Here is a 3570-nt window from a genome sequence, read left to right on the forward strand (position 1 = left end):
GCGTTGTCCGCGCGCCGAAGCACGCGGCGGCGTTCGCCTGCATGAGGGGGCGTAAAAAATCTTTCGATAGTTGGAGTCTATTTGAATTATTGGTTACATACATTTGTGCAATCAATTGCCTGCACAGCCGAGCTGTCTCCAGGGACTGGCCCGGTGCGGGGATGCGTGTTTCCTGCCATTCGAAAACTCTGGTCATGAAAAAATCAAAAGTACTTCCTTTCCACAAGAGCCAATGGACGTTGGTGATGACCGCCGCCTGCCTCATGGCTTCAAGCCTGGCGCATGCCGGCGAAGTTCCCGAGACGCCGGCCAACGCCAATGCCCCCAGGAAACTGGACTGGGCCAAATATGAATCCGTGAAACACAAGCTCGATCAGGCTTTCGGCGGCACGGCGGAAAAGCTCAAGCGAATGAATGCCGAGGGCAAGATCCAGGAACTGAAAATCAGCGAAATGGTGAAGCAGGCCCATGCGCAGCGCCTGGCGCACCCCATTGCCCTGACACCGGCGCACGCTGGCGACGCCGGCTCTGCGCGTCAGCAACAGTTTCTCGCCGATCGCGACCGCTTTCTGGCCGCAGGCGCCGAAACCTCGGCCGATCTGGAGCCCGGCGCGCCGAAGATCGGTCGGCTGTCCAGGGACAGGATGAAGGTCATGGAGGGCATTCCCCTGTTCAGTCCGGCCGGGCAGGCGGCGGCCATTGGCGCCGCGTCGAAGCGCAGCCCCGAGCCCAGCCCCACGCCTGTGCGCCGCAGTCTGGACCACGGCGCCCTGAACAATCTTCTGGCCCGGCGCACGGCTGCGCCGCAGGTGCCAACATCTCCCGCAAGCGCTGTTGTCACCGCATAGGCCTCAAGCAAACATGTCGCCCTGGCCGCGCATGACGCCCTGGTGATGGCGCAAGGCCCGGCAGTGAAGCCCCAGGCTGCGCTGGTCCTGACCAACCATCTGGGCAATACCCATGGCGTGCTGGTCGAAGAAGACAAGCTGGTTCTTTCGGGCGGCCTGCATTCGACGAACCTGCGACTCGATGACGACGGCGCGGCGTTCGCCGATGCGCAGACGGGCGCGGCGGTGGTGGTCAGCGGCGTCGCCGAAGGCCTGGCCGCCACCGATGCGGCCAATGTGGGCCAGGTCCACACCGTGGTCGATGCGGCCGTGGCGCCGCTGGGCGCGCGCATCGACGGCGTCGAAGGCCGCGTGCTGCAGCTGGAGCAGAAAATCAATGCCGTGGAAAAGAAGCTGTCGGGCGGCGTGGCCATGGCGATGGCACTGAGCCAGCCGGTGTCGTTCGCGCCCAAGTCCACCAGCGCCGTGACCGGCGGTGTCGCGACGTACAACGGCCAGACGGCGCTGGGCTTCAGCTTCAACCGCCTGGTCGCCAACACGGAAACGCGCCGCACCGTGGTGTCCATGGGCGTGGCGGCCACGACCTCGGGGCGGTCGTCGGCCTGCGCGCGCGTGGGCGCCTGCTTCAGCTGGTGAAAACGGGCGGAAAGCAGCAGGAGTCGAACCTACCCAGGAGCGGCTGACGCCCCTCACCGGGTTTGAAGCCCGGCCACACCACCGGGTGTGCATGCCTTCCAGTCATGCCCGCCTTCGTCTGGGAAGCGGGCAGGCGTGGTTATTGTAACGGCGCTCCCGGACCTTGCCAGTGGGCGTCGGGGCGCAGCAGGTGGGCGTCGCGCAGGCGGCGCGTATAGCCCACGCGGTCGAAGAACTCGAGGATCTGGACCGCGCGCTTGCGGCCCAGCCCGGTGGCGTCGCGGAAGGCGCGCGCTTCGACTTCGGCCCGGGCATGGCCCGCGGCCAGCGTCTGCACCTGGTGCGCGAGTTCCTGCATGCGCGTGGCGCTGTAGAACAGGTCCTTGACCACCTGGAACACCTGGCCGCGGCGCGTGAGCTTGCGCAGCAGCTGGCGCACGCTGTCTTCGCCCGCGCCGGTCGCGGCCGCGAGATCGCGCACCCAGGGCGGGTCGTAGCGGCCTTCATCGAGCAATGGTGAAAGGCGTTCGGCAAGCATCTGCTCCTGAGCGCTCAATTCCACCGAATGGCCCGGCAGATGCAGCCATGCGCCGCTGGCGACCAGATGTGCGTCGCGCAGCAGGCCGTCGATCAGTCCGCGCCACAGCGCGTCGTGCGCGCCTTGCACCAGCCCGGGCCAGGCCATGCGGCGCAGGCGTGCGGCGTTGAGGCCGGGCTCGTCGGCGTGCTTCTCGTGGAATTGCGCGAGCGTGGCCAGCACCTGGGCGCGCAGCTGCTGCCAGCGCGCTGCGGACAGCAGCAGCGTATCCGTGCCCAGCGGCAGTTGCAGGCAGTCGGCGGGCAGGTCCTGCGCCGGCCAGTGCCGGCCCGACAGCCGGACCAGCTGCGACAGCGGCAAGCCCTGCGGCGATTGCGCCAGCAGGTCGCTGGCGCTGCCCGTGGCGATCAGCGCATCGAGCGCCTGCAGACAGGCCTGGCGTTCGGCGCTGCGGCGCTTGCGCGCGGGCGCATAGGGGTCGGTCACCACGCCGCCCGCGATCGTGCGGCTGGCCTGGGCGTTGCGCAGGATCAGGCGGTCGCCGGGCAGGCAGAACACCGGTGCTTCGAGCACCAGCTGGGCGCGCACCTGGCTGCCGGGCTCGATGCGCTCGCCGTCGAGCAGCGCCACATGGGCCGTGCAATGCGCCGTGCCCAGGTGCAGGTGCACGGGCGTCCACTGGCGGATTTCGGGCGCCGAGGCCAGCAGCTGCAGCTGCACGTCGATGCGGTCGGTGGCCTGCAGCAGCGCGCCGTCGGCGATCCAGTCGCCGCGCTGGATTTCGTCCTTGCCCAGGCCGGCGAGATTGAGCGCGCAGCGCTGCCCGGCCACGCCGCGGTCGCTGGCCTGGTTCTGCGCATGGATGCTGCGCAAGCGCAGCGTCTGGCCGCTGCGCGAGTGCACCAGGCTGTCGCCGGTGGTCACGGCGCCGCCGAAGACCGTGCCCGTGACCACCGTGCCCTGGCCGGCGAGGCTGAAGCTGCGGTCCACGGCCAGGCGGAACAGGCCGCCCTGCGGGCGTGCGGGCATCTGCTGGGCCAGCGTTTCCAGATGGCTGCGCAGTGCGGCGATTCCTGGATCGCCGGGCAGCGCGGCAGCGGTTTCGAAAAGCACCGCGCCGGCGAGCGGCGTGGGGGCGAGCAGCGCGGCCAACTGGGCGCGCGCCTGCGCGATCTGCGCCGGGCCCGCGCGGTCGACCTTGGTCAGCGCGATGCTGGCCTGGGTCACACCCAGCAGTTGCAGGATGTCGAGATGCTCACGCGTCTGCGGCATGACGCCGTCGTCGGCGGCCACGACCAGCAGCGCATGGTCTATGCCGACCGCGCCCGCGGCCATGGTGTGCACGAACTTCTCATGGCCAGGCACGTCGATGATGCCCAGCACATCGCCGTTGGGCAGCGGTGCATAGGCATAGCCCAGCGCGATCGAGATGCCGCGCGCCTTCTCTTCCTTGAGCCGGTCGGTATCCACGCCCGTGAGCGCGCGCACCAGCGTGGTCTTGCCATGGTCGATATGGCCTGCGGTACCGATGATCATGAATGACTTGAG

3 protein-coding genes and 1 tRNA gene are annotated in these 3570 nt (G+C 68.5%); 2 read left to right on the plus strand and 2 right to left on the minus strand.

Annotated features, from left to right (window positions below):
- Together D3H34_RS31085 and D3H34_RS31090 are read left to right on the plus strand one after the other, a co-directional pair.
- On the plus strand, window positions 1–848 hold an 848-nt coding region (locus D3H34_RS31085; RefSeq protein WP_205736843.1), incomplete at its 5' end, for a hypothetical protein.
- 63 nt (window positions 849–911) lie between these two features.
- A complete protein-coding gene (locus tag D3H34_RS31090) occupies window positions 912–1484 on the plus strand; it encodes a hypothetical protein (RefSeq protein ID WP_147400536.1) in 573 nt (190 codons plus the stop codon).
- Between the two features lie 7 nt (window positions 1485–1491).
- On the opposite strand, the gene D3H34_RS31095 is transcribed toward D3H34_RS31090, so the two are convergent.
- Both D3H34_RS31095 and selB read right to left on the minus strand, forming a co-directional pair.
- A tRNA-Sec gene (locus D3H34_RS31095) sits at window positions 1492–1584 on the minus strand.
- 39 nt (window positions 1585–1623) lie between these two features.
- Complete coding sequence (gene selB / locus D3H34_RS31100; protein ID WP_119558688.1) at window positions 1624–3558, minus strand: selenocysteine-specific translation elongation factor; 1935 nt, start codon at window positions 3556–3558, stop codon at window positions 1624–1626.
- Window positions 3559–3570: the final 12 nt, after the last annotated feature.

The organism is Acidovorax cavernicola (assembly GCF_003581445.1).

Excerpts from the sequence above, each read along its gene's own strand:
- selB (WP_119558688.1), bottom strand. The coding sequence starts at position 3,558 with ATGATCATCGGTACCGCAGGCCATATCGACCATGGCAAGACCACGCTG.